Here is a 22,173-nt window from a genome sequence, read left to right as displayed (position 1 = left end):
GAGCACGCATGCCCCCACCGGTTCAAACACCGCTAGCCTTTGGCAGACTTGGCACATTCACACCCCGTCGCAGCCGCACACGGCTCACCATGGGCATGGTGCTCGGCACAGCCCTGGCAGCAATAGCCCTTGCCGTCCTTCATGACCGCATCAGGTCCCAGCACGCATTTGCAGTGTGGGCAGGCACAGGTTTTATCTGGCATGGTCAGACTCCTTCTTCATGGTCGTCCCGGTGCGGCGGGCGCCGACACCTTAAGCAGTGACTGCGGCCCGCCTTCGTTGGTTCAAGCCATCAGTCGGTGCGGGTATTGCTGCGATACATGAACACCAGCGCCAACGCCAGGCAGGCCATCGCCACGATGCGGCTGCTCGACAGCTCGATGGCCGGGTTGCCCAGCCAGCCGAAGTTGTCGATCAGCATGCCCATGCCCAATTGGCCGACGATCACCGCGACGGTGGCAACGGCCGTGCCGACCACCGGCACCGCGCCGACCATCACCATCATGTACACCACACCGAACAACGCACCGGTCAGTTGCCATTTCGGCACGTCCAGCAGGCTCACCGCCTGGACGGGTTCAAAGAAGAAAATCATTAACGCGGTGACAATCGCCCCCACCGAGAAGGTCACCAGGCTGCCACGCAACACCCCCACCGCCTGGCCCAGGCGACCGTTGATCGCCGCTTGCACGCTCAACACCGCACCTGCGGCGACCACCACTACCAGTAACAGAATCAGATTCATCGCCTTAACCTCGTGCAATCAGAACAAGTGCCACCACAATCAGTGCCAAGGCAATCCAGCGTTCGCCATTGACCCGCTTGCGCGCCGAGCCGAACCAGCCGAAATGGTCGATCAGCACACTCTTGCCGACCTGCCCGGACAAAATCGCGATCATGGTCATCGCAATACCGATGTGCGGCGTGGCCAGGGTCAGCACGACCACGTAGATCGGTCCCAGGAAACCGCCGATCAGCTGCCAGCGCGGCAGTTCGGAGAGCGCCGGGCCCTTTTGCGGGCCACTGAACAACAGCAGCAGATACAGGATCGCCGAGCCCACCCCGAAAATGCTCAGGGTCGCCCACAAGTGGCCGACCTGCACACCCAGCGGGCCGAGCAACCCGGCTTCTACCGACAGGCCCATGCCGGCCAGGATCACCAGCGGCAGCAACAGCACCCTCAAGACGTTTTTTTTCGGCCTGGCTTGCGCCACACCCTCGATGGAACTTGCTTGCATACATCACCCGCGCTCAAGAAAGGAAACATGGCGCGCATTATCCGGTGGCCGAGCTGTGCGATAAATGGGAGCATGTCGACAACACCTTTGCGCAAAACGCACAGCCTGGAGACATGATGCAAGGCTTGAATGAATTGAGTTTCAAGGCGCTGCGCCTGTTCGTGGCCGTGCTGGACCTGGGCAGCTTCTCCGAAGTGGCTCGCCGCGAAGGCCTGGCACCCTCCTCTATCTCCCGGCAGGTACAGCTGATGGAACAGGCCCTTGGCCAACAGTTGCTGTACCGTCACACCCGCGCGGTCAGCCCCACCGAAGCCGGTCGGCTGCTGGGGCGGCATGCGCGGTTGATGCTGGAACAACTGGAAGCCGCCGGCCAGGCGTTACAGGAACAGGAAAGCGAGCCCAGCGGCCTGGTGCGCATCAATGCACCCATGGTATTCGGCCAGCGTCACCTGTCACCGTGGCTGGGTGAATTGTGCCGACGCTATCCGAAGCTGCAACTGGACATCCAGCAGACCGACACTTACGTCGACCCACTGCAGGACGGTACCGACCTGCTGTTCCGCATCGGCGTGCTCAACGATTCCAGCATGCAGGCCCGCATCTTCGCGCCCCAACGCTTTCGCATCGCCGCCAGCCCCGCCTACCTGGCCCGGCATGGCACCCCGCAGCACCCCGACGAGCTGAGCAACCATCAATGCCTGGCCTACAAAGGCGTCACCGGCCAGCAGCGCTGGTTCTTTCGCAAGGGCCAGGGCGACTGGACGCCCTACAGCGTCAAGGGCCCGATCACCGGCAACCATGCTGACACCTTGACCCACGCCGCCGAGCAAGGGCTGGGGCTGGTGGTGTTTCCCTCCTGGTTGATCGGCGAAGGCTTGCGCGCAGGCACGTTGCAGGCGGTGCTGACCGACTATGAAGTGGCGACAACCCTGGAACCGCAGCAGATTGCGGCACTGTGGCCGGGCAGCCGGCGCTTGTCGCTGAAGGTGCGGACGGTGATTGATTATTTTGTGGAGTGTTTCGGGGGGGTGCCGTATTGGGATCGGTGAGCAAAGAGGCTCGGGAGAAACATCGCCACATCAGGAATTTTCTTACAGGAGGAAGTAGTTCCATTCTGTTTTTTCGGGCCAGTATTCTTCTGGCCAAGCCTGTTACGGCAGACTTTCGCCACATCTTCCTTTAGAGAACTGCCATGAAAGTCACGTATCACAAACCATCGCGATCTGAGCGTGCCGCGTCCGCCAGTGGTCTGGCCGTCTTTGATAGCGCACCCAGTTTTGGCTATATTTGGCCAAAATATGGGGATAACCACATGATCACGGTTCCTTTGGGCGAAGCGAAAAACAATCTGTCGAAACTGGTGGATGAGGCCGCTGCGGGCAAGGTCATCACCATAGCCAAACATGGACGTGCGATGGCACAGCTTGTGCCCATGGGGAAATCCAAGGGTCGCAGAATCGGTGCCATGAAAGGCAGGTTCATCATTCCCGAAGACTTTGACGCACCTTTGCCTGACGATCTGCTGGATGCCTTCGAAGGCAAGCGTGCATGAGAGTGCTGTTGGACACCCACATTCTGCTGTGGACCCTGACGGAAGACCCCAGGCTATCCGGCAAAGCCAGGAAGCTGATTGAGAATGCCGCAGAGATCTACATCAGCGCTGCGACATTCTGGGAGATGGCAATCAAGGTCGGCCTGGGGAAACTCGCTGTCGATCTGGATGAAATCCGTGAGTACTGCCTGGAAAGCGGATTTGTCGAGCTGCCCGTCACCTCGGAACATGCCATCGCGGTCAAGGATCTCGAACACCATCACAAGGACCCTTTTGATCGGCTCATCGTTGCGACAGCCATGAGCGAACCCATGAGGCTGTTGACCGCCGATCCCCACATCGCCCAATACACGTCCTTGGCGATCCTGGTCTAACTCATCTCGACGACAGCACCACCTCAACCAAACACCCACTGCCCAATCAACCAGGCATTCGCCCCACTGATCAGCGCAAACAGAAACCACGCCAGCAACCGCGTCGGCAGCCGATTCACGAATGGCCCCATCAGCTGTTTATCGCCGGTCATGCGGATCAACGGATACAGCGCGAATGGCAACTGCAGGCTGAGCACCACCTGGCTGAGGATCAGTAGCTTGCCGATGGCATCGTCGCCCATCAGCCATACCCCCACAAACGCCGGAATCAGCGCCAACCCACGGGTGATAAGACGACGTTGCCAGCAGGGGATGCGCAAGTTGAGGTAGCCCTCCATGATCACCTGCCCAGCGATGGTGCCGGTAAAGGTAGAGCTTTGCCCGGACGCCAACAGCGCAATACCGAACAAGATACTGGCAAAGGCACCGCCCACCAGCGGGTCAAGCAGGTGGTAGGCGTCCTGGATCTCGACCACCTCGGTGTGGCCGGTCTTGTGGAAAGCGGCGGCGGCGAGAATCAGGATCGCGGCGTTGACCAGCAGCGCCAGGGCCAATGAACCGATGGTGTCGATACGCGCCAGCTTGACCGCATCCACTTTGCTGGCGAGGTCCTTGCCGATCAAGCGGGTTTGCACGATGGAGCTGTGCAGGTAGAGGTTATGGGGCATCACGGTGGCCCCGAGGATACCGATGGCCAGGTACAGCGGCGCCGCGTCGCTGATGGCCGAGAGTGACGGGGCGAAACCACCGAATACGTCCGGCCAGTACGGTTTGATCAGCACCAGTTCGATAAAGAAACACACGCCGATGGTCGCCACCAGCGCCAGCATGATCGCTTCCAGGCGCCGGAAGCCACGGTTTTGCAGGGCCAGGACCAACAGCGTGTCAAAGGCGGTGATCACAATGCCGGTGGTCAGCGATACCCCCAGCAGCAAGTGGAATGCCAGGGCACAGCCCAACACTTCGGCAAGGTCGGTGGCGATGATGGAGATTTCCGCCAGCACCCATTGGGTGCGAGCGGAACCCTTGCTGTAGCGCTCACGGCACAGCTGCGCCAGGTCTTTGCCGGTGGCGATGCCCAGCCGCGAGCACAGGCACTGCACCGCCATCCCGGCCAGGCTGGCCAGCAACACCACGAACAACAGACTGTAGCCGTAGCGCGAACCGGCCTCGATGGCCGTGGCCCAATTGCCCGGGTCCATATAGCCGATGGAGACCAGCAAGCCAGGGCCGGCGAACATCAACATGCGCTTGAAGAACGAGGCCTTGGGGTCAACGGCGACGGAGCCGGCCACTTCCGGCGGGCAGAACGGGGCGGTAGCAATTTTCGGCAGGCTGAATTTCACGCGGTATCCCAGGCAAACATACAAGACAAGGATGCAGCTTATCAGTCGGACACGACCGTGCGCATCACCGTGTCCCTTGGCAGGTCGAATGCCTCCACTACCTGCACCACCAGGTCCATCTCCTGGTTCAGCGCTTCACGCTCCATGCGCTGGCGAATCACGCCGATCACCAACACGGCCAACGTGGTGATCGAATACGCCGGGCCGGAAAATGCTCGCACGCCGCTCACCACCAGCATCGCCGCCGCCAACGCCTGGCCCACCACCGGGATTGCCGTGGCCGCGCCACGGCGCAGGATAAAACCGGTGAGCCCGGCCAGCGCCGTGCCGCTCAACGCGGTGGCAGCCGAACGGCCTACGTCAAAACGGCTGAACAAGCCCTGCTCCTTTTGCGCGGCAGCCTTGAGTTCTGCGTCGAATACCTGTCGGTCCGCGTTGCTGAGTTTATCCTTGTACTGTTCGATGAGTTTCTCGGCGACCCTGGCTTCGAGATCGGCCAGAGCGACAGTATCCAGCGCCTCGTCGAATTTGATCCCCAGCCGCCGCACCACATCTTCGGCGATCTGGCGGTAACCCACACCATGCCCACGGGCCAGGTTCATGAAGCTGTCGCCGCCCATGCGTTGCAGCTCAACAGCCAACTTGAGCGGCTCGCGCACCGTGGCGTCTATCGATGCACTGCGCTTTTGCGCCATCAATTCGGCGAGGAACTTCAACTCTTCCGGCCGGGCCTGCACCAGCGCCGGGAACAAATCGATGTCCTCCTCGGCAAAACGTACTTCAGCACTGCGCTGGTCAGAGCGGATCATGCCGCGCCGCTCGTGCAGCAGGTCGGTGTACTGCACCACCGTCTGCAACTGCGGCCAATAGGCGGCGTGATCGAAAGTCGCCAGGTGCACGTTGGTGACCTTGGCCTTGAGCGCCGGTGTCACCGGGATTGCATAACGGCCGATACAGCGTTCGGTGTCCGGCTTTATGGCCAAGGCCCAGTCCTTGCTGGAGTGGCAGTTGATCACTCGCCCCTTGAGCGGCGCCGACACCACGTCCCACGGGCTCGACGTGCAGATCGCCCCGCCCATCAACAACAGGTTGTCCAACGGCAGCTCACGGGCGGTTTCGGGGCTGGCGAGCAAGCTCTTGACCAGGATGCGCGCCCCCAGGGAATGACCGATCAGGTTGATACGCCGCACATCAAGGGATTCACCGTGCAGGTAGTTGGCCAGTTCCGGCAACAGGCTTTTGGCGACTTCGTCCACCCGCGCCTCGACGCTTTTGTAGTGATCGAGAAAATAGGCAATCGCCTTGCCCACCCCGACGGTCGCCGCGCCCAGGCTGCCGCCGCCCAGCACTGCGCCGATCACCTCCTTGAAGGGTGCAAACAGATTTTCCAGGAAATGCCCGGCCGGCCAGAACAGCATCAGGTTGGTCGAACCTTCGATACTCGCCAACTGCTCCTTGAAGCCACCCAATTGTTGCCGATTGAAGAACGCCGAATAACCGTGAACATAGAGATTGAGCACGTCGCCCTGAGGCTCGCCGCACAGTACGAAGGTGGGCTTGCGGGTGCGGTGCATTTCATCCCACTGGTGCTGCATGGGGCAGTGACTCCTGGCGACAAGGGACGGCGATAGTAACAAAGGACGAGGCTCGCCGCCGTACCGCTGGGGGAAAAGGCGCCCGGTTGGCAGTAGGGTTGTATCGCCGGCCGGTGAACCTCGCACCGGTCGGGCAAGTTGCGGTCATGCAAGGCGATTGATAACCGGATAAAACAAAACCCTGCACGTGCCGGGCTTTTGCAATGTTTCCAAATGCACGTCATATAGCTTTTCTGCCATCGGGACGTGTTCCTCATACCATCGGTGTCGCCCTGTCTTGTCTCCACCGATCAGCAACAACGCACATCGGCGTGGATCAAAGGCATACAACACGCGAAGCGCTCGGAACCTTGAAAAATACTGCGTGTTCCCCCTCCTGCGCCGCAAAAACACAATTATCCAAATGTAAAAAGCGCTCTAATACCTGTCTGTTGATTGGTTTTGAAGATCCTGGAGTTCCCAATGCCCCATGAAGGCAACCTGTTACAAGCAGCCGTGGTGTTCCTGCTCGCCGCCGTGCTGACCGTGCCCCTGGCCAAACGTCTGCAACTGGGCGCGGTGCTGGGCTATCTGTTCGCCGGTGTGATCATCGGCCCCTCGGTGCTCGGCCTGATCGGCAACCCGCAAAGCGTCGCGCAGTTCTCCGAGCTGGGTGTGGTGTTGCTGCTGTTCATCATCGGCCTGGAGCTGTCACCCAAGCGTCTGTGGGTGATGCGCAAGGCGGTGTTCGGCGTCGGCCTGGCGCAGGTGCTGCTTACCGGCCTGGTAATGGGCGTGGTGGCGTTGTGGCTGTTTGGCCAGTCGTGGAACAGCGCTATCGTGCTGGGCCTGGGCCTGGCGCTGTCGTCTACTGCCTTCGGCCTGCAAAGCCTGGCCGAGCGCAAGGAGCTGAACCAGCCCCACGGTCGCCTGGCCTTTGCCATCCTGCTGTTCCAGGACATCGCCGCGATCCCGCTGATCGCCATGGTGCCGCTGCTGGCCGGCAGCGATCACCCGACCACCGAGGCCCAGGGCCTGCAACACGTACTGCAGATCCTCGGCAGCATCGCCGTGGTGATCATCGGCGGACGCTACCTGTTGCGACCGGTGTTTCGCATCGTGGCCAAGACCGGCCTGCGTGAAGTATCCACCGCCACCGCGCTGCTGGTGGTGATTGGTACGGCGTGGTTGATGGAATTGGTGGGCGTGTCCATGGCCCTCGGCGCCTTCCTCGCCGGCCTGCTGCTGGCGGACTCGGAGTACCGCCACGAACTGGAATCGCAGATCGAGCCATTCAAGGGCCTGCTGCTGGGGCTGTTCTTCATCAGCGTGGGCATGGGCGCCAACCTCAGCCTGTTGCTCAGCTCGCCGCTGGTGGTGATTGGCCTGACGCTGCTGTTGATAGGCCTGAAATTGCCGCTGCTGTATGCCGTGGGCCGCATGGTGGGTGACCTCAATCGCGAAAGCGCCCTGCGTCTGGGCGTGGTGCTGGCGGCCGGGGGTGAATTTGCCTTCGTGGTGTTCAAGATCGGCCGCGACCAGGGCCTGTTCGAACCGCACCTCTACGACGTGCTGGTATTGACCATCACCCTGTCCATGGCGGTGACGCCGCTGTTGCTGCTGGTGTGCCCGAAGTTGTTCAAGCCCAAGGTCAAGCCGGTGGAAGTGCCCGAGGAGTACCTCACCATCGAAAGCGATGCGCCGCGCGTGGTGATCGCCGGCATGGGCCGTATGGGCCAGATCGTGGCGCGGATCCTGCGGGCACAGAACATCTCGTTCATCGCCCTGGACACCTCGGTGGAAACCATCGAGCTGACCCGCAGCTTCGGCGGCATGCCGGTGTTCTACGGCGACCCGCAACGCCCCGAGATCCTGCACGCGGCCAAGGTCGACCAGGCGGAGTTCTTCGTGATCGCCATGGACGACCCTGAGATCAACATCAAGACCGCCGAGTTGGTGCGCAACCTCTACCCGCACATGCAGATCATCGCCCGTGCACGTAACCGCCAGCACGTGCACCGCCTGGTCGACCTGGACGCCTCGCCGGTTCGTGAAACGTTCTATTCCAGCCTGGAAATGAGCCGCCGCACCCTGGTGGGCCTCGGCTTGAGCCAGGCCCAGGCCGATGCACGCATCACCCGCTTCAAGAACCACGACCTGCAAGTGCTGGCCGCGCAACACGCGGTGTACGACGACGCGGCCAAGGTGATGCAAACCGCCCAGGAAGCACGGGCAGAACTGGCGCGGCTGTTTGAGATGGATCGACTGGAGGAAGAGTCCGACAAGCTGTGAGGCTGCCGGTGAACGAGATTGCGACTTTTCTGACAGAATACGCCGCAATCTTGTTCATCCCCTGGAGCGCTTCATGGCCACTTTCACCAAGACCACCGTCCTGCTGGCCCTCGCGCTGACCGCCGGCAGCGTATTCGCCGCGTCCAAGCCGACCACCCAAACTATCTCCACCTTGGGCGGCAAGTTCACCTTCAACCTGCCCAAAGCCTACGCCGCCGACACCCTGCCGGCTGGCAAGGCGGAGGACGGCACTGCCGATACCCAAGGCACGATGTACGCCAACCAGACCACGAAAAGCGTGGTGATCGTCGCCGAAACCGTGCGCAACGATGGGGTAACTATTGGGGATAACGACGCGAAATTCCTGGACGGCGCCGTGGCCGGCTTCGTCAAGGACCAGAGCGCCGCCCTGCCGGACTTCAAGAAACAGAGCGAGAAGAAGCTGACCTTCAAGGGTCTGGGCCTGCGCCAGGTGGACAGCACCGCCACCCAGGGCGGCGGCAAGACGCTGAATTCGACGTTCCTGGGCGGTTCGGGCAATCACCTGCTGGTGATCCAGGCGATTTCGCGGGCGGATGATGCGAAGGGGCATGCCGCGTTGGTGAAGCAGATTACCGGCGGGAAATAACAATCTTCCAGACAACCCGATCAACATGTGGGAGGGAGCAAGCCCCTCTCACAGTGCTCGACCGCGTTTAATTCAGGCTCTTTTCCAGCCAGGCTTTCAGGTCCTGCACTTCCGTTTCACTGATGGTATGCGGCATGCCCGGATACCCGTGGAACTCCGGCTTCAATCCCAACCCCGTCAACACCTCATTCGCCCGAGTGGCCGACGCATAAGGCAGCGCCTGGTCCAAAGTGCCGTGGCCAATGAAAATCGCCAGCTTGCCCAGTGACGCATCCGGCTTCAGCTCAGCCTTGAGCACCGGCAACACGCTGCCACTCAACGCTGCAATCCCACGCAGCAGTTCCGGCCGACGCAACCCCACCTCGTAAGACATGATCGCGCCCTGACTGAAGCCCACCAGGAACACCCGATCCGGCTGGGTGTGGTATTTGGCGGTGGCTTTGCCGACAAAGTCTTCGATCAGCCGGGCGCTACGTTGCAGGTCGGCGGTCTCGCCATCGTATTCGCCGTCACCGGGCGTCTTGGTAAACCAGCGATAGCCGTGGGGGGCCACCGGCATCGGCGCGCGGGCCGACAGGTAAGTCCAGGTGGACGGCAGCGCGTCCTTGATGCCGAACAAATCCTCTTCGTCACTGCCGAAACCGTGCAGGAAAATCACCAGCGGCTGGTTGCGCGCATCGCCCTGGGTCTGTTCCAGGTACGACAACGGCAAGTCGGTGTGCAGCGTATCGTCGGCATGAGCGACGCCGACCACCAGGGTCAGCGCCAGGGCAAACAGTTTGAGCATGGGACGTGACCTCAGGGTTTGCGCAGCAGATAAGTGTCCATGATCCAGCCATTTTCCAGGCGCGCCGCCTTGCGCACCCGTTCGATTTTTTCTGCCACTTCACTGACCTTGCCGCTGATAAGGATTTCATCCGGCGTGCCCAGGTAGGCGCCCCAGTAGATGTCCAGGCCTTGATCGGCCACGGTGCGGTAAGAGTCTTCCGCGTCGAGCATCACCACCAGGGTGTCCGCATCACTCGCCTGCCCCGCCGCCAGACGGCGCCCGGTGGTGATCTCGACCGACTTGCCAATACGGTTCAGCGCCACTTTATGCTGTGCGGCCAGCGCCTGCACGCTGGTGATACCGGGGATCACCTCGAACTCAAAGGCGCAACGGCCACTGGCCAGAATCGCCTGCAAAATGCGGATGGTGCTGTCGTATAACGCCGGGTCGCCCCACGCCAGGAAAGCACCTACTTCACCGTCAGCCATTTCTTCGTTGATCATGCGTTCGAAGGTCTGCTGCTTGTCGCGGTTCAGGTCCTGCACGGCGGTGGTGTAGTCGATATCGCCGCGCACGCGCTCCGGGCACTCGGCCTCAACGAAGCGATAACCCGGCTCGGTGATGTAGGTCTCGCAGATCTCGCGACGCAGGTCGATCAACTTGTCTTTGCTCTGGCCCTTGTCCATCAGGAAAAACACGTCGGTGCGGTTGAGCGCCTTCACGGCCTGCATCGTGATGTAGTCAGGGTTGCCGGCGCCAATGCCGATGATCAGGATGCGTTTCATGGGTTGCTCTCATTGCGGGGCGTGGATTTTGCCATGTTCAGGCGCTCAGGCGTGAGTTTCCAGGCGCAGGCGCCAGACGTTGTTGAAGCGTAGCTCGGTGGCGGACAACGGTTCGACGTCGATACGGTAGAACATCGACAGCGGGAACTGCATCACCTGCAACAACGCGGCGCGGATCACAAAGGGGTGGGTGATTGCGACGATATGGCCGGGTTGGGTTTCGAGGGTTTTCAGCCACTGCGCTACACGTGCGCATAGGTCATCGACTGACTCCCCACCCTGGGCCGCGAAGGTGCTGTCGGTGAGCCAGGTATTCAACTCATCACGATTGAGCTGGTTGATGGCCTGGCCTTTCCACTGGCCGAAATCAGCATCGCGCAGGGCGTCTTCGATCACAGCGTCATTGCCGAACAAGCCCGCCGTCTGCCGAGTACGCAGCTCGGGAGCGCAGAGTAAACGCGGCTTTTTCCTATAACGCCCAGCGAGAGAGCCGGCCGCCCCCTGCCAATCCATCGCCACCGGCTCGTCATCGCAGAAACGCCCCTGTTTTTGCAGGGGCGTGAGGGCATGGCAAATGAGTGTCAGACGTGTGGCTTGCATCGCAGCGTGCTTGGACCCAGGGAATGAGGCCACCAAGACTGGCGCAGTTATCCCAGTCGCGCAACGCCTTGTGCCAGATAGAGCACCTGGTAACCCGTCCCTGGGTGCTGCGCGTCCAGCGCCTTGGCCGACAAGGTGACCCGCACCAGGCGCCACGCTTGCACATCCAGCGCCAGGAACACCGCAAAGGTCTCTGCGCTGTCGGCCACCTGTTGATTGCGCCGTTTTCCCTCGGCCAAGGCCACCGCCCTGTCCGCGCCCGCCTCCAGCGGCCATTCCTCGCGGTACAAACTCACTGCGCCCTGCGCCGGGCCACGTTGTACATCAAGCGGCAACCAGCTCTCGATATGCGGGCGACCAAAGCTGTCGAGCACCTTCTGGAAGCGCTCGCCCAATAAAAAGTCAGCGGCCTGCAACGGGTCGGCCCACAGGTACACCGACGAATACACTTTGCCCCCCTGCTCGCGGGCGATAAACGCCTTGAACAGCAACCCCTCGGCGTCATCCCACAACGGCCCCAATTGCGCGGCGCGCCGGTGAATCACGCCCATGTCATAGTCGGCTGGCAAGCGGTGTGAATACTGTTTGGCAAACATGCGAGAACTCCTGTGCAAGATGAGCGTTCAGCTTGCGCAGCGTCGATGATTTCAACAAGATATCCGTCGATATATGTGCGATAAGGATTGAATATGACTGACGCCCTCAGACCCCTGGATATCGATACCGTCCAGGCTTTTGTGCTGGTGGCGGATTTCGCCAGTTTCACCCGCGCCGCCGAAGCCCTCGACACCTCCCAGGCGGCCATCAGCCTCAAGCTCAAACGCCTGGAAGAGCGCCTCGGCTACCGCCTGCTCGAGCGCACGCCTCGCCATGTACGGCTGTCGCCCCAAGGCGAACAGTTCATCATCGCCGCCCGCGCCCTGCTCAATGCCCATGAACGCGCCTTGGGCGACATGGCGACTCACACGCCCCGGCGCCTGGTCATCGGCATCAGCGACCACGTGGCCGGCCCCGACCTGCCGGCCTGGCTCAGCCGCCTGGCCGCCTACGACCCGCTGGTGATCCTCGAAGTGCGCATCGCCTCCTCCCGCGAACTGGTTGCCGCTTTTGATCGCAATGAGTTGGACGCCGTGATCGTGCGCAACGAAGGCGACCGCCGGGACGGTGAAGTGCTGGCAGTGGAACGCTTCGGCTGGTTCGCCGCCCCCACCTGGCAACACACCCCAGGCACGCCCCTGCGCATGGCGACCATGGCCGCACCCTGCGGTGTTCGTCACCTGGCGACCCGCGCACTGGACACGGCGCGCATCGACTGGACCGAAGTCTTCGTGGGCGGCGGCGTCCTGGCCGTCGGTGCTGCCGTCAGCGCCGGATTGGGCGTCGCCGCCCTCGCCCGCCGCGTGGCGCCGTCTGGCGCGGTAGATGTGAGCGAGCAATACGGCCTGCCACCCTTGCCGGTGAGTGAAGTGGTGCTTTACAGCCGCATCACCGATGTGCGCTCACGGGAGACACTGCGTGCCCTGAGCGCGACCTTTCGCGGCGTGCTGCAACACTGAAATAACTGTTTTTTGTGGCGAGCGGGCATGCCCCGCTCACCACAGGGGAATTCGGTGATCTAAGAGAAATCTGTCAGTCAAACCACTCCCGCCGACCTTCAAAGGTGCCAACGATCAGTTCAACAATCATCCGCACCGCCTCCTCATCCCGCACCTGCGCATTCACCGCCAACCACACCTGGCGCTGCATGCTCTCGGCCAATAACCCCGGCAACGCCACCAGCCCCCGGTCAAAGCTGCTCATGTAATGCGGCAGCAACCCAATGCACGCGCCACAACGGATCATCTCCAGCATCAGCGAATACGCCTGCACCTGCACCACTGCCGCCAGGCGCTCCTGTACAACCTGGTTCCACGCCTGCAAAGCCCCCACCTGCGCATCCGGCTGCCATTGCACCAGCATGTAATCGTCGAGGTCCTCCACACTGTCCGGCCGCGTGGTCAACCGCGAATAACGCTTGGCGATATGCGGCAGATACTGCAAGCGCGCCAAGGCTCGGGGTGGCTCAGTGGCAAAGCTCGGACCCGGCACCGGCCCGTCGGCGTCTGACAGCCACAGCACCACGTCCACATCCATCGCCTGCAACGACACGTGACTGTCGATGGAGATGATCTCCAGGCGCACGCTGGCATTGCGGCGCAGCAACGCGATCAGATCGCGCCCAAGGATGTCATGCAGGATCGGCTCGGCCACGGCCAGCCGAATCAGCGGCTGCTCCGTCACCGGCAGGCGTCGTTCATGGGCCAGGGCAATCAGCTGCGCCTGCAGCTGCTGGCCATCTCGACTGAGCACCAAACCATTGCCCTGGTAGCTGAACAGCGAATGCCGCAGGTGTTCCTCCAACTGCGCCAGACGCTTGCGCAACAGCGTGGCCTTGATATTCAAACTGCGCGCCGCCTGCATGAAACAGCCGCAGCGTGCACTCACCAAGAAGTAGCGCGCCACTTCCGGGTCGATCTCATGGGCCAGGGCCAGCCAACTGTTGCGGCCCTCGGCTGGCGCACGATAAGCGGACGGCCCCTGAGGGGCAGACGGTTCTAGAAATGCCATGGGAGACTCCCTGTCTTGTTGGTCTGTGCATCCAATGCGGGTTGACGTGTATTACTCCAGCACTTTGTTCAACTCGGCGCCGTCGATACTCAGGGTGGCGGTATTGAGCATGCCTTCGAGGTAAGCCTTGGCGATCTGTTCCTGGCGCTGGGCACGCAGGGCCTGGATCAGCCGTTCACGCAGTTCGTCGAGGGTCGCGGTGCGTGCCGGTTGCTGGCCGGTGAGCTTGAGCACATGGAACCCCGCCGCGCTCTGCACCACATCCGACACGGCACCGACCTTGAGGCGCGACACCGCACTGCGCACTTCCGGCACCAGTTGCTGCAACGGCTGCATGCCCGAGTCGCCAGCGCGTGCAGCAGAGTCGGTGTCCTGGGAAAACTGCGTGGCCAGGGCGGCGAACTCATTCGGCGCCGCCTGGGCGCGACGGCTCAGTTCCTGGGCCTGGCGGCGCACACTGTCAACGGCTTGCGGGTCATTCACCGCGAGGAAAATCTGGCTCACGCGATACAACGCCGGCGTCACCCACTGCGATTTACCGCTGTCGTAGGCCTGCTGCAATTCGGCGGCGCTGGGGTAATCGGCCGGCACCTGGCTGACCGACAACATGTAGTCGCGAAACACAATCTGCTCGGCGGCGGCGCGGGTTTGCTGCTCCACGTCCGGGCGCTGGCGCCAGCCCTGGGCGTCAGCCTGTTCGAGCACCGCCTTTTGCGCCAGGCGTGAACGGATCCAGGTTTCCAACGCGCCACGATTGCCGCGCAATTGCTCGCGGGACTCGACAGGCAGGCTGGCCAGCACGGTTTTCAGTTCCATGAGGTCGATCTGCTGATTGCCCAGGCGCGCCACTGCCGGCCCGCTCGCTGCCGGGTTGCTCACCGGCGCCGGTTGCTGCGCCGCCACCGGGTCGCTGCCCGGCCGCAGGCTCAAGCCAACCGCCACCACCAGCAAGGCCAGCGCACCCGCGCCGACCATCAGGGTTGGCTTTTTCACAATACCGGCGCCTCGGCTTCAGCCTGCAACTGCGCCGCCTGCTGGCTGTATTCACGCAGGTAAACAATAAATTCCTGCAACAGACGGTCCCACAATTCCAGCTGGCTGCGCAGGTGCGTAGCGCCGACACCGGCCACCACCACGTCCATTTCCATCAGCAGGAATTCGCTCTGCACCGACAACCGCGCAAAGCGCCGCGAAGCGTTCCACACCTGGGCCAGGCCTTCGGGCAGCTCGCCCTGGATACGCAGTGCGCAGCTGTAGGTGAAATCCACATAACCGCCCTGCTCCGCCGCCGGGTTGCCGAAGCGAACCGCAAAGCCGATGCCCTGGCTGGCGCTGAGCAATTGCACGATGCCGTTTTGCTCAGTCTGGTTGACCCGGTAGCCGGCTTCCTGCAGCAACTCGGTGAGGCTCTGGGGGGTGACGCTGGTGATCAATTCGCTCATGGAGATCTCTTCCCTGTCTATCAATGATTGGCAGTTGCCTGGGGCGCATCGAAACGGCTCTTGTACAAATCGTCGCCGAAGCCCTGGGCCAGTTCCTCGAACTTGACCCGGACGCTGCTGGCGAACGGCTGGCGGATACTCATCACCTCGGCCACGTCGATTTTTTCGTAGGCGGTGAGCAACTGCCGGGCCACGCCGTACATCTGTTGATTCTTGACTGAACATTGCTGCACTTGTGTGTCACGTTCACTCAGTTGTGCCTGCAAGCGCGCTCGCTCGGCCTCTTTACCCTTGGCCAGCACCAGCAGTTCGTCATAGGCCTTCTTGAACTTGCCGATCTGCTCATTGCTGGCCGCCACCTGGGCCTGCGCCTGGCTGTGCAGGCTCTGTTGCTGGCCGGCCATTTGCTCGGCCACGGAGCGGGCCTTGTCCAGCTCGGCCGTCAGTTGCTTGATTTGCGCCTGGGCCTGCCTGGCCTGGTTTTCCGCAGCAAGGCGTGCGGCGCTGGCCTGGGCCTGCTCGCTTTGCAGGGCCTGCAATTGCTGGGTGGTGCTGCGCAGTTGCGTGCGCAGGCGCTCCTCCATGCCTTCAGCCGACGCGCCGCTGGCGACCAGCAGCAGTAACAGCCCGCAGATTCGCGTGTTCATGTGGCATCTCCCTGCGCATCAAAAGCGCGTGTTGAGTTCCAGTTGCATCACATCCACCTCGAACGGCGCGCCATACACTTCGGACGCACTCAACCAACGCGCACTGGCGTAGATGTTCTTTTCGATGCCGTAGTTGGCGCCAATGAAGTAGCCCTTGGCGTTGGTGCCGCCCAGGTGGAACGACGAATCGTTGAAGCCGTCGGGCAAGGCGTCAGGCTGGATGTACTTGTAGCCGGCCAGTACGTTCCAGTCGCCACGCTTGCGCATTTCCAGCGCGCTGCCGAGGGTGAACGAAACCATCAACGCATTGCCGCCACTTTCAAACTGACCGTCGCTGTTGATGTTGTTGACGATCTGGCCTTCGCTGCGCTTGAGCATTTCGCCCTTGTCGTAGGCCAGGTTGTGGATGTAATTGCCCTGGGTGCGCAGTTTGAAGTCGCTCGGCAGCTCGGCATCCCAGGCCAGGTTGAGGTCGAGCACGTCGAACTTGGACGCCAGGCCCACGAACTGCGGCTGCGGGGTCAGGCCGGGCGTCGCCGGGTTGGGGGTGATGTCGCGTAGCAGGAACACGCTGTTGCCCTTTTGCATGAAGGCCAGGCGTGAACCGTCGCTGTCACAGGCCGGCTGGCCGGACCAGGGCTGGCAAGCGCCGGAGCGCTTCCCTTCGATATCGTCGAAGTGGTAGTACGCCAACGCGCCCTTGAGGCTGTTTTCGCGGTTGATTTTCCAGTTGGCGCCGATTTGCCCGCCAAACAGCCATTTGGTATCGCTGTCTTCCTTGTCGAAACCGTTGCTGCTGGCCGAGTCGGAGGTGTACTCCACCGGGAACGCGCCCAGGGTGCCGAACAGGCCCCACTCACTGTTCAGCGCGTGGTTGAAGTTGGCAGCGATACCGTCGAAGTTCAGGTCGCCCGAATACATCATGTCGGTGGAATAGAACGGGTTGGCGAAGCGCCCGGCGGTAAGGGTCACGTCCGGGCTGGCCTTCCAGCTCAGGTAACCCTGGTCGAGCCAGATGTCCTTCTTGCCAAAGCCACCGCCCAGGGTCTGAGTGGTGGACACCGGGTTGTTGTCGGAGCCGGTGCCCACCCGGATGCCGGCGGTCCAGTCCGGCGACAGTACCGCTTTCATGCCCAGGCGCGCGCGCAGGCGGAACAGGTTTTCGCGGTCCTTGGTGGTGTTGAGCAGCGGTGGCAGCTTGGTGTTGGTGTCTTTGTTGGTGTCGTACGGGCCACTTTCATTGAGCTTGGCGTAGTCGACGATCTCGTTGCTGTTGTTCCCCGAGAAGTAGCGCGACTCATCCCGCAGGCGGATATCCCCGTCAAAGCTGATGCGCGAGACCCAGTCCGGGAAAGTATTGGGCTGCGCCCAGTTTTCCTGCTTGGCAGTGGCCATGACCTCGGCCTTGACCTGGTCACGAATCTGATCCTTCACCGCCTGCGGCACGTATTGCACCCGCACATCGCCGGGGGCTGCGGTCGGGCCTGCGGCCACCAGCGGCGCGGCATTCGCCTGGCGCGCCTGCCGGGCTTCTTTTTCGGCCTGGGCGATCAGCCCGTTGGCGGTGTCCTGGCTCAGCACGCCCTGCTGCACCAGCAGACGGATCAGGTTGATGGTGACGTTTTCCGAGGGCGCAACCGGGGCCGCAGCCGCCTGGCCGACCAGGGTCGCGATGACCATGCCGACCGCCAGGGTCAGTCGATTCACGGGGGAAATCATGTGTACGCAACTCCTGTAAAAACCGTTGAAAAAAGGATTCAATCAATCCGGGCGCCGGCCCTTGAGGGACAGGCGCATGGGCAGCGTCAGCGACGCCGGTGGTTTCTGTGTGGCACGCGGCGCCTGGATCAAGGCGAGCATCTGCGCATCGGTCTCGGCATCCCCGCTGGACTTGGCCACCAGCGCCTTGGTGACCTGGCCATCGGCGCCCAGCCACAGGTCTATCTGTATCGAGAAGGCCTTCTTGCGCAGCTCAGGATCCTCGCGCATCAGCCGTTGATAAGTGCCGGCCAGGTACTGCTTGTAGGTGCCGGTCCCCAGCCCGCCGCCACCGCTGCCGGCCATACCGCCGCCCTTGCCGGCACCGATGTTGAAACCGTCATTGCCGGACTGGGCGTCGCCATCGATCTGCATCGGGTTGGCCAAATCCTCGTTAGGCGAAGGCGGCGCTTCCTCGACCGGCTTGACCTCTTCGGGCTCGGGGCTCGGCACCGGTTCCGGGACTTTTTCTTCGACCTGGGGCTCGGGCTCCTTGGGTTTTTCCGGCGGCGGTGGAGGTGGCGGCGGCAACGGGATAATCGTCGGCACCTTCGGCGCTTCACGGCGCACGCCGCTCATGTCGTTGGCCCACTGCCACAAGAACCAGGCGGCGACGGCGCCCAGCAACAGGCCGGCGCCCCACTTCAACGGGCGCAACGGCGGCGTGTTTTTCACAGGCGGTGGCGCGATCGGGATCTGTGCAGTCATGACTCAGCCCTGGCTCGGTTTGCCGGTGACCAGCCCGACTTGGGACAGCTCCAGCCGGCGCAGCAGGTCGAGCACTTCGATGACTTTCTGGTACTGCACCATCGCATCGCCGCGCACGATCACCGGGAAGTCCGGGTTCAGTGCTTTCTCGATGCGCAGGCGCTCTTCCAGCTCGCCGAGAGTCACCGGATAGGCGTCGAGGAACACCTGGCCGCCGTCATTCACGGAGATGGCCTTGGTCTTGGCCTGCGACAACGACACCGAGGCGCTGGCCTTGGGCAGGTGAATCTGGATGCCCGACACCTGGGCGGTCGCAGTGAGGATAAACATCACCAGCACCACCATGAGCACGTCCACCAGCGGCGTGATGTTGATGCTGTCGACGGCCGCGTCATCGTCATCGTCGTGGGAGGCATTTACGGAAGCCATGGCGATTCTCCTCAGGCCGGAACCGATGCGTGATGTTCGCGGCGGTGCGCGGCTTCACTGTGCTGGCTCTCGCCGTGCATCTCCGCCAGGCGAGTGATGAACTCGTCGACGAACACGCGCATGTCCGCACTGACTTCCTTGTTGCGCGTGATCAGGCGGTTGTAGCCAAACAGCGCGGGGATCGCCACGAACAGGCCCATGGCTGTCGCCAGCAACGCCGCCGCCATGCCAGGGGCGATCGCGTTGATGTTCACGTCACCGGCCATCGCCGTGCCGAGGAACACCACCATGATCCCCAGCACCGTGCCGAGCAGGCCGATGTACGGGCCGCCGGCGATGGCGTTGGACAGGGTCGACAACTTGGAACTCAGGGCCTGGTTCTCGCGGGTGCGCACGCCGTCCATGGAGCAACGGATGGCTTCGATGGTGGCGGCCGACACCGACGAAGTGTCCGCGCCCTGGGCACGGCGGGTGCGGATCTCCTTGACCGCCACCAGGTACAGGCGCCACAGCGAAGAATGGGTCAGGCGCTCACCCAACAGGGCGTCGTCGGCATACATCTCCAGGCGGGTGCCGATCTGCGCGAAGTGCTCGCGGAAGACCTCGTTGGCACTGCTTACACGGCTGACCTGGCGGTTCTTGCGCAGCATGATGACCCACGACTGGAACATCATCGCCACCAGCACCAGGATGATCACCCAGGCATCCACCGGTACGGCGTTGAGCAAAAAGCCCAGGCTGCCGAAACCGAAGCCGGATTGTTCTTCATCCACCCCGTAGGCCACCAGCTTCGACTCGGCGCCCTGGGCGCTGGCATCGGCCAGCAACAGCGCAGCCGGGCGTGCCACCTTGGACAGGCGCAACTCATCGATGGCACCGGCGAATGGCAGGTGGGTGCTGCCGGCTTCCGGCAGGTCGGCGCCAATGGCGGTCTGAGAATTGAACGCCGGCAGAGCCACTGCCAGAGTCGCGGTTTCGCGGCCATTCACGTACAGCGTGACCTTATCGCCCTCGGCGGTGAACGCCAGGTGCTGCCACTGACCAGGGTTCAGCGGTTGAGTGGAGACGGCGCGCTGGCCGTCGACGTCCACGAACGGCATGCCCTGGTTCAGGCCCAGTAACAGACTATGGCCGCCGTCGCGACGGGCCAGCACCGCTTGCTCGCCGCTGGCCTGGTCCAGGCGCAACCAGGCGCTGAACGTGAACGCGCCGCCCGCAGCGTGCTGTAACGAGGGGCTGGCCGGCAACATCAACGCTTGGCCGCTCAACTGCAAGGCGCGGCCGATCACGCCGTCGATGCTCGCGCCGGTGGCGTTCAACGCGGTGTTGGCGTAGGCCGTGGTGTCCCGGGCCGGGCTGCCATTGACCCCGTCAAAGTGGTAGAGCGCGGTGTAGCTCGGGTCGAAGGTCAGTTGCCCATTGGCCGTGGCCGGGGCCTTCTGGTTGCCGTAGTACATCCACAAGTCCTGGCGCTGGCCGCCTTCGACCTTGGGCACATCGACCCAGATCAGCGCCATGCCCATCAGTGGGTCGAAGCTTTCGATCTGGTGGTTGAACACGGTCTTGTCGTCGGCACTCACAAAACGCAGGTCAGAACCGTCGTCCTTGACCCCGTCAAACGTGAAGTTGCCGGTGTGCAGGCGCACCAGCAGTGCAGTGCGACCCAGGGCCTGGCTGATCGCGGCGCCTTGGGCGGTGGTGTCTACCGAAATCTGTTTGCGGTAGTGCCAGTCGTCCTGCCACCAGGCATGGGCGGTGGCCGGGAGCGCGAAGCCCAGGCAGATCAACAGGCTCAGGAATAGGCGTTGCATGGGTGAAGTCTCCGGAAGAAAAAGTCAGAAAGTCGCCTGCACACTGAAGTGCAATCGCGAGTCCTGTTTCTGGGTGTTCGGTCCATCGAGCAGCGGGTAGCCCCAATCCAGGCTGCCGGACAACCATTTGCTCAAACTGGCGCGGGTGCCCAGGCCGACACTGGCCAGGCTGTATTCGTCTTCTTGCTCGGGCAGCGGGTCGTGCAGGCGCATGCGCGCGCCTTCGGCGAACGCATAAAAGCGCCACTCCTGCACATAACTGCCGAGGAACTTGGCCAGGGACGGCGTGCGCAGCTCCTGGGAGAGCAAGTAACCCTCATCCCCGGTGCGCTCCGCCGCCAGGTAACCGCGCACCGAAGTGGCGCCGCCGGCGGAATACTGCTCGTTGGAAACCAGCGGCCCCGACGCGAGCTGGAAGCCGCCCTTGGTTGCCGACTGCCAATCGTTGGCAAAGGTGTAGGTGTAATTCAGGTCGCCCTTGAGCACGGCGAAACTGGCGCTGGCCTTGTAGCGCTTGTAGTCGAACTCTTCGGCATCGCTGCCGTAGCCGAAGAACGCGCGGGTGCCCACCACCAGGTTCAGGCCCAGGCCCAACTGGGATTGTTCGGTGTAGCGAAAGCCGTTGTAACCCAAGGTGAACGGTGCGTACTTGAGCGGCACCTGGTCGCTGCTGGAGCCGAATTTCATCTGCTCGTCGAAGTCCTTGAAGTCCACGCCGAACGAGAACGAATGGGCCCAATTACCCGCCGCCGGCAGGTTGTAGATGGCCGACACGCCGTAGGAATGGCCCTTGCCCAACACGTTACTGCCGCCGATGGTGGCGATGTTGCTGTCGGACTGGTAACCCGAGAACTGCAAGGTCCAGCGCTCGTTCAACGGCGCACTGTAGGAACCGGACCAGACCTTGGCGTTGTCGGTGTCCTGGGGCGCGGTGAAGTAGGTCAGGGAAATGCTGTGGCCCAGCTGCCAGAGGTTGTCGTAACCCAGCGTGGCGACCGAACGCAGCTTCTCGGTGTCGGCGCTGTAGTCGTTGTTCAGGCCGAGGGTGGCGTGCCAGGGGTTCTGGTCTTCCACCTGCAGGTCCACATCCATCGTGCCCGGGCGCTGGCCTTCGCGCACCAGCGGCGTGACCTGGCGCCCGGCACTGCGATTGAGGCCGGCCAACTGGGTTTGCACCGTGGCAAAGTCCGGCACCGCGCCCTCCTCCAGGGCCGGCACCTGCTCGCGGATTTCCACCGGTGAATAATGCTTGGCGCCGACCACCCGTACGCGGCCAACCTTGGTTTCGCTCACCTGCAGGTAGACGATGCCGTCATCGACCTTCTGCTCCGGCAGCTCGACAAACACCGACTGGTAGCCACGCGCCTGGTAGATCTTCTGCAATGCATCGCGGGCACCTTCGATATCGTCCAGGGTCTTTTGCGGCCCCAGGAACGGGTACACCGCCTCCTCGATCGTCGCCGCATCGAGCACGGTATTGCCGCGCACGAAGTACTCATTGACGTCGACCCTGCGCGCCGCCGCCTCTTCCTCGGCCAACACCGGTTGCGCCAGGCTCCCCAGCGTTACGCAACACAGCGCCAGCGTTAATTTGAACAGATGCTCCACACCGC

Annotated in this window: 24 protein-coding genes and 1 pseudogene; 6 read left to right on the top strand and 19 right to left on the bottom strand. The window is 62.5% G+C overall.

The window, feature by feature from the left end:
- Positions 1 to 32: 32 nt before the first annotated feature.
- The 3 genes from LUU92_RS11735 to LUU92_RS11725 all read right to left on the bottom strand — a co-directional run bounded on the left by LUU92_RS11735 (position 33) and on the right by LUU92_RS11725 (position 1,238).
- Complete coding sequence (locus LUU92_RS11735) at positions 33 to 203, bottom strand: metallothionein (protein ID WP_081049255.1); 171 nt, start codon at positions 201 to 203, stop codon at positions 33 to 35.
- A gap of 89 nt (positions 204 to 292) precedes the next feature.
- The gene (locus LUU92_RS11730) at positions 293 to 745 is read right to left on the bottom strand and encodes a DMT family transporter (RefSeq protein WP_222539973.1); all 453 of its coding nucleotides are present in this window, start codon (positions 743 to 745) and stop codon (positions 293 to 295) included.
- A gap of 4 nt (positions 746 to 749) precedes the next feature.
- A complete protein-coding gene (locus LUU92_RS11725; RefSeq protein ID WP_071491245.1) occupies positions 750 to 1,238 on the bottom strand; it encodes a DMT family transporter in 489 nt (162 codons plus the stop codon).
- A gap of 116 nt (positions 1,239 to 1,354) precedes the next feature.
- On the opposite strand from LUU92_RS11725, the gene LUU92_RS11720 reads away from it, so the two are divergent.
- The 3 genes from LUU92_RS11720 to LUU92_RS11710 all read left to right on the top strand — a co-directional run bounded on the left by LUU92_RS11720 (position 1,355) and on the right by LUU92_RS11710 (position 3,164).
- Positions 1,355 to 2,287 (top strand): LysR family transcriptional regulator, encoded by a 933-nt coding sequence (locus tag LUU92_RS11720; protein WP_257103846.1) that lies wholly within the window; start codon positions 1,355 to 1,357, stop codon positions 2,285 to 2,287.
- A 143-nt stretch (positions 2,288 to 2,430) separates the two neighbouring features.
- The gene (locus tag LUU92_RS11715) at positions 2,431 to 2,790 is read left to right on the top strand and encodes a type II toxin-antitoxin system Phd/YefM family antitoxin (RefSeq protein WP_231999495.1); all 360 of its coding nucleotides are present in this window, start codon (positions 2,431 to 2,433) and stop codon (positions 2,788 to 2,790) included.
- Complete coding sequence (locus LUU92_RS11710) at positions 2,787 to 3,164, top strand: type II toxin-antitoxin system VapC family toxin (protein ID WP_257103652.1); 378 nt, start codon at positions 2,787 to 2,789, stop codon at positions 3,162 to 3,164. The genes LUU92_RS11715 and LUU92_RS11710 overlap by 4 nt, the downstream gene beginning before the upstream one ends.
- 23 nt (positions 3,165 to 3,187) lie before the next feature.
- Here the strand turns inward: LUU92_RS11710 and LUU92_RS11705 are convergent, their stop codons facing one another.
- The 3 genes and pseudogenes from LUU92_RS11705 to LUU92_RS11695 all read right to left on the bottom strand — a co-directional run.
- Positions 3,188 to 4,510 carry an Nramp family divalent metal transporter gene (locus tag LUU92_RS11705; RefSeq protein ID WP_092245833.1) on the bottom strand — a complete coding sequence of 441 codons (1,323 nt, stop codon included), beginning with the start codon at positions 4,508 to 4,510 and terminating at the stop codon, positions 3,188 to 3,190.
- 41 nt (positions 4,511 to 4,551) lie between these two features.
- The gene (locus LUU92_RS11700) at positions 4,552 to 6,105 is read right to left on the bottom strand and encodes a DUF726 domain-containing protein (protein WP_257103651.1); all 1,554 of its coding nucleotides are present in this window, start codon (positions 6,103 to 6,105) and stop codon (positions 4,552 to 4,554) included.
- A 144-nt stretch (positions 6,106 to 6,249) separates the two neighbouring features.
- Positions 6,250 to 6,450: pseudogene (locus LUU92_RS11695) on the bottom strand (type II toxin-antitoxin system RelE/ParE family toxin); the annotation flags it as partial.
- Between the two features lie 117 nt (positions 6,451 to 6,567).
- On the opposite strand from LUU92_RS11695, the gene LUU92_RS11690 reads away from it, so the two are divergent.
- Together LUU92_RS11690 and LUU92_RS11685 are read left to right on the top strand one after the other, a co-directional pair.
- Positions 6,568 to 8,376, top strand: a complete 1,809-nt coding sequence (locus LUU92_RS11690; protein ID WP_257103650.1) for a monovalent cation:proton antiporter-2 (CPA2) family protein — start codon at positions 6,568 to 6,570, stop codon at positions 8,374 to 8,376.
- Between the two features lie 73 nt (positions 8,377 to 8,449).
- On the top strand, positions 8,450 to 9,004 hold the full coding sequence (locus LUU92_RS11685) for a DcrB/PsbP domain-containing protein (RefSeq protein WP_071491239.1): 555 nt from the start codon (positions 8,450 to 8,452) through the stop codon (positions 9,002 to 9,004).
- 67 nt (positions 9,005 to 9,071) lie between these two features.
- Here LUU92_RS11685 and LUU92_RS11680 read toward each other — a convergent pair whose 3' ends face one another.
- The 4 genes from LUU92_RS11680 to LUU92_RS11665 are packed head-to-tail and all read right to left on the bottom strand — an operon-like array spanning position 9,072 to position 11,754.
- Positions 9,072 to 9,791: an alpha/beta hydrolase gene (locus tag LUU92_RS11680; RefSeq protein WP_257103649.1), complete on the bottom strand. Its 720-nt coding sequence runs from the start codon at positions 9,789 to 9,791 to the stop codon at positions 9,072 to 9,074.
- 11 nt (positions 9,792 to 9,802) lie between these two features.
- The gene (cobF, locus tag LUU92_RS11675) at positions 9,803 to 10,558 is read right to left on the bottom strand and encodes a precorrin-6A synthase (deacetylating) (RefSeq protein ID WP_257103648.1); all 756 of its coding nucleotides are present in this window, start codon (positions 10,556 to 10,558) and stop codon (positions 9,803 to 9,805) included.
- Positions 10,559 to 10,603: 45 nt separating this feature from the next.
- Positions 10,604 to 11,158, bottom strand: coding sequence for a histidine phosphatase family protein (locus tag LUU92_RS11670; RefSeq protein WP_071491236.1), 555 nt, complete (start codon positions 11,156 to 11,158; stop codon positions 10,604 to 10,606).
- Between the two features lie 47 nt (positions 11,159 to 11,205).
- Positions 11,206 to 11,754: a DUF4865 family protein gene (locus tag LUU92_RS11665; RefSeq protein ID WP_071491235.1), complete on the bottom strand. Its 549-nt coding sequence runs from the start codon at positions 11,752 to 11,754 to the stop codon at positions 11,206 to 11,208.
- A gap of 93 nt (positions 11,755 to 11,847) precedes the next feature.
- Here LUU92_RS11665 and LUU92_RS11660 point away from each other — a divergent pair, with 93 nt between their 5' ends.
- On the top strand, positions 11,848 to 12,714 hold the full coding sequence (locus LUU92_RS11660; protein WP_257103647.1) for a LysR family transcriptional regulator: 867 nt from the start codon (positions 11,848 to 11,850) through the stop codon (positions 12,712 to 12,714).
- Positions 12,715 to 12,787: 73 nt separating this feature from the next.
- Here LUU92_RS11660 and LUU92_RS11655 read toward each other — a convergent pair whose 3' ends face one another.
- The 9 genes from LUU92_RS11655 to LUU92_RS11615 are packed head-to-tail and all read right to left on the bottom strand — an operon-like array spanning position 12,788 to position 22,168.
- Entirely contained in the window at positions 12,788 to 13,765 is a 978-nt protein-coding gene (locus tag LUU92_RS11655; protein WP_257103646.1) for a LysR family transcriptional regulator, read from the bottom strand.
- A 51-nt stretch (positions 13,766 to 13,816) separates the two neighbouring features.
- On the bottom strand, positions 13,817 to 14,758 hold the full coding sequence (locus tag LUU92_RS11650; RefSeq protein ID WP_257103645.1) for a peptidylprolyl isomerase: 942 nt from the start codon (positions 14,756 to 14,758) through the stop codon (positions 13,817 to 13,819).
- Entirely contained in the window at positions 14,755 to 15,207 is a 453-nt protein-coding gene (locus tag LUU92_RS11645; protein WP_173668605.1) for a YbjN domain-containing protein, read from the bottom strand. Before LUU92_RS11645 ends, LUU92_RS11650 begins: the two co-directional genes overlap by 4 nt.
- A 20-nt stretch (positions 15,208 to 15,227) precedes the next feature.
- On the bottom strand, positions 15,228 to 15,854 hold the full coding sequence (locus tag LUU92_RS11640; RefSeq protein ID WP_257103644.1) for a DNA repair protein: 627 nt from the start codon (positions 15,852 to 15,854) through the stop codon (positions 15,228 to 15,230).
- A gap of 18 nt (positions 15,855 to 15,872) precedes the next feature.
- Complete coding sequence (locus LUU92_RS11635; protein ID WP_257103643.1) at positions 15,873 to 17,573, bottom strand: putative porin; 1,701 nt, start codon at positions 17,571 to 17,573, stop codon at positions 15,873 to 15,875.
- 42 nt (positions 17,574 to 17,615) lie between these two features.
- Complete coding sequence (locus LUU92_RS11630; RefSeq protein WP_093513696.1) at positions 17,616 to 18,320, bottom strand: energy transducer TonB family protein; 705 nt, start codon at positions 18,318 to 18,320, stop codon at positions 17,616 to 17,618.
- A gap of 3 nt (positions 18,321 to 18,323) precedes the next feature.
- Positions 18,324 to 18,749: an ExbD/TolR family protein gene (locus tag LUU92_RS11625; protein WP_010564254.1), complete on the bottom strand. Its 426-nt coding sequence runs from the start codon at positions 18,747 to 18,749 to the stop codon at positions 18,324 to 18,326.
- Positions 18,750 to 18,760: 11 nt separating this feature from the next.
- Positions 18,761 to 20,560, bottom strand: coding sequence for a DUF2341 domain-containing protein (locus tag LUU92_RS11620; protein WP_257103642.1), 1,800 nt, complete (start codon positions 20,558 to 20,560; stop codon positions 18,761 to 18,763).
- Positions 20,561 to 20,584: 24 nt separating this feature from the next.
- Positions 20,585 to 22,168, bottom strand: a complete 1,584-nt coding sequence (locus LUU92_RS11615; RefSeq protein WP_222539984.1) for a ShlB/FhaC/HecB family hemolysin secretion/activation protein — start codon at positions 22,166 to 22,168, stop codon at positions 20,585 to 20,587.
- Positions 22,169 to 22,173: the final 5 nt, after the last annotated feature.

This window comes from Pseudomonas extremorientalis (genome assembly GCF_024584605.1).
GTDB classification, from domain to species: domain Bacteria; phylum Pseudomonadota; class Gammaproteobacteria; order Pseudomonadales; family Pseudomonadaceae; genus Aquipseudomonas; species Aquipseudomonas extremorientalis.
This window is presented reverse-complemented; position numbering and strand designations above follow the sequence as displayed.

What these genes read in the sequence shown, in the direction of transcription:
- LUU92_RS11620 (WP_257103642.1), bottom strand. Translation starts at nt 20,560, where the DNA reads ATGCAACGCCTATTCCTGAGCCTGTTGATCTGCCTGGGCTTCGCGCTC.
- LUU92_RS11630 (WP_093513696.1), bottom strand. Translation starts at nt 18,320, where the DNA reads ATGACTGCACAGATCCCGATCGCGCCACCGCCTGTGAAAAACACGCCG.
- LUU92_RS11725 (WP_071491245.1), bottom strand. Translation starts at nt 1,238, where the DNA reads ATGCAAGCAAGTTCCATCGAGGGTGTGGCGCAAGCCAGGCCGAAAAAA.
- LUU92_RS11710 (WP_257103652.1), top strand. Translation starts at nt 2,787, where the DNA reads ATGAGAGTGCTGTTGGACACCCACATTCTGCTGTGGACCCTGACGGAA.
- LUU92_RS11715 (WP_231999495.1), top strand. Translation starts at nt 2,431, where the DNA reads ATGAAAGTCACGTATCACAAACCATCGCGATCTGAGCGTGCCGCGTCC.
- LUU92_RS11690 (WP_257103650.1), top strand. Translation starts at nt 6,568, where the DNA reads ATGCCCCATGAAGGCAACCTGTTACAAGCAGCCGTGGTGTTCCTGCTC.
- LUU92_RS11655 (WP_257103646.1), bottom strand. Translation starts at nt 13,765, where the DNA reads ATGGCATTTCTAGAACCGTCTGCCCCTCAGGGGCCGTCCGCTTATCGT.
- LUU92_RS11730 (WP_222539973.1), bottom strand. Translation starts at nt 745, where the DNA reads ATGAATCTGATTCTGTTACTGGTAGTGGTGGTCGCCGCAGGTGCGGTG.
- LUU92_RS11680 (WP_257103649.1), bottom strand. Translation starts at nt 9,791, where the DNA reads ATGCTCAAACTGTTTGCCCTGGCGCTGACCCTGGTGGTCGGCGTCGCT.
- LUU92_RS11660 (WP_257103647.1), top strand. Translation starts at nt 11,848, where the DNA reads ATGACTGACGCCCTCAGACCCCTGGATATCGATACCGTCCAGGCTTTT.
- LUU92_RS11645 (WP_173668605.1), bottom strand. Translation starts at nt 15,207, where the DNA reads ATGAGCGAATTGATCACCAGCGTCACCCCCCAGAGCCTCACCGAGTTG.
- LUU92_RS11625 (WP_010564254.1), bottom strand. Translation starts at nt 18,749, where the DNA reads ATGGCTTCCGTAAATGCCTCCCACGACGATGACGATGACGCGGCCGTC.
- LUU92_RS11720 (WP_257103846.1), top strand. Translation starts at nt 1,355, where the DNA reads ATGCAAGGCTTGAATGAATTGAGTTTCAAGGCGCTGCGCCTGTTCGTG.
- LUU92_RS11735 (WP_081049255.1), bottom strand. Translation starts at nt 203, where the DNA reads ATGCCAGATAAAACCTGTGCCTGCCCACACTGCAAATGCGTGCTGGGA.
- LUU92_RS11700 (WP_257103651.1), bottom strand. Translation starts at nt 6,105, where the DNA reads ATGCAGCACCAGTGGGATGAAATGCACCGCACCCGCAAGCCCACCTTC.
- LUU92_RS11685 (WP_071491239.1), top strand. Translation starts at nt 8,450, where the DNA reads ATGGCCACTTTCACCAAGACCACCGTCCTGCTGGCCCTCGCGCTGACC.
- LUU92_RS11635 (WP_257103643.1), bottom strand. Translation starts at nt 17,573, where the DNA reads ATGATTTCCCCCGTGAATCGACTGACCCTGGCGGTCGGCATGGTCATC.
- LUU92_RS11670 (WP_071491236.1), bottom strand. Translation starts at nt 11,158, where the DNA reads ATGCAAGCCACACGTCTGACACTCATTTGCCATGCCCTCACGCCCCTG.
- LUU92_RS11640 (WP_257103644.1), bottom strand. Translation starts at nt 15,854, where the DNA reads ATGAACACGCGAATCTGCGGGCTGTTACTGCTGCTGGTCGCCAGCGGC.
- cobF (WP_257103648.1), bottom strand. Translation starts at nt 10,558, where the DNA reads ATGAAACGCATCCTGATCATCGGCATTGGCGCCGGCAACCCTGACTAC.
- LUU92_RS11665 (WP_071491235.1), bottom strand. Translation starts at nt 11,754, where the DNA reads ATGTTTGCCAAACAGTATTCACACCGCTTGCCAGCCGACTATGACATG.